The organism is Chryseobacterium formosum (assembly GCF_026460885.1).
Lineage (GTDB): Bacteria > Bacteroidota > Bacteroidia > Flavobacteriales > Weeksellaceae > Chryseobacterium > Chryseobacterium formosus.
In genome coordinates this window covers 1-241 of record NZ_JAOVZW010000063.1, presented here as the reverse complement: position 1 = coordinate 241, position 241 = coordinate 1, and the positions used below count along the sequence as shown (strand labels likewise).

General features: G+C 46.1%; 1 protein-coding gene. It reads right to left on the bottom strand.

Translation table 11 applies throughout. The annotated features are described in order from the left end of the window. A partial coding sequence (locus tag OF897_RS21565) for a SprB repeat-containing protein (RefSeq protein WP_267267722.1) occupies positions 1-241 on the bottom strand: 241 nt, incomplete at both ends.

Here is a 241-nt window from a genome sequence, read left to right as displayed (position 1 = left end):
TCCTCCGCTCGGAGACCATGAGTATGTATAAGGAGCAGTTCCTCCCGTTACAACAATACTTGCTGTTCCATTTGTTCCTCCGTTACATGAAATATTCGTTTGAGAAGTCGTTGCACTCATTGCTGTTGGCTGAGTGATGGTAGCACTTACTGTTCCTGTACATCCGTTGGCATCAGTAATGGTTACTGTATAAGTTCCTGCTGCTAATCCTGTACGGTCTTCTGTAGTGATTCCGCCTCCC